Here is a 398-nt window from a genome sequence, read left to right as displayed (position 1 = left end):
GGCCCGCGCGGGGCTCGGGACGAGGTGGTGCGGGGCGTGCCGGGTGTCGCGCAGCGTCTCGTCGACGACGACGGTGAGCCCGCCCCCGGCCGCCGCTTCGAGGGCCGCGTCGACCGCCTCGGGCTCGGGCACGGTCCCGGTCGGGTCGTCGACGAGGCCGAGGACGAGCACGCGCGGATCGCCGCCCTCGCGCCGCACCCGCCGTACGGTCTCCAGGAGCGCGTACGGGTCCGGGACGCCCCCGTACTCCGCCGGGGTGGGCACGGGGTGGGCCGTGCGCCCGAGCAGCCGGGCCTGCGGCAGCCACCAGGCGGCGCAGGGACGCGGTACGAGGACGTCGCCGCCCCGGGCGGCGAGCAGCGCGAGGAGCAGCGCGGCCCCGCCCGGCGCGAGCAGCA

Annotated in this window: 1 protein-coding gene; it reads right to left on the bottom strand. The window is 80.7% G+C overall.

All coding sequences use genetic code 11. The annotated features are described in order from the left end of the window. Positions 1 to 398, bottom strand: a 398-nt coding sequence (locus G3I42_RS23780; protein ID WP_164289112.1) for an aminotransferase class I/II-fold pyridoxal phosphate-dependent enzyme, incomplete at both ends; no start/stop codon positions are given.

The sequence above is a fragment of the Streptomyces sp. SID11385 genome (assembly GCF_010548245.1).
GTDB lineage: Bacteria > Actinomycetota > Actinomycetes > Streptomycetales > Streptomycetaceae > Streptomyces.
The sequence above is the reverse complement of the archived record's forward strand: the minus strand, read 5'-3'. Positions and strand labels throughout refer to the sequence as shown.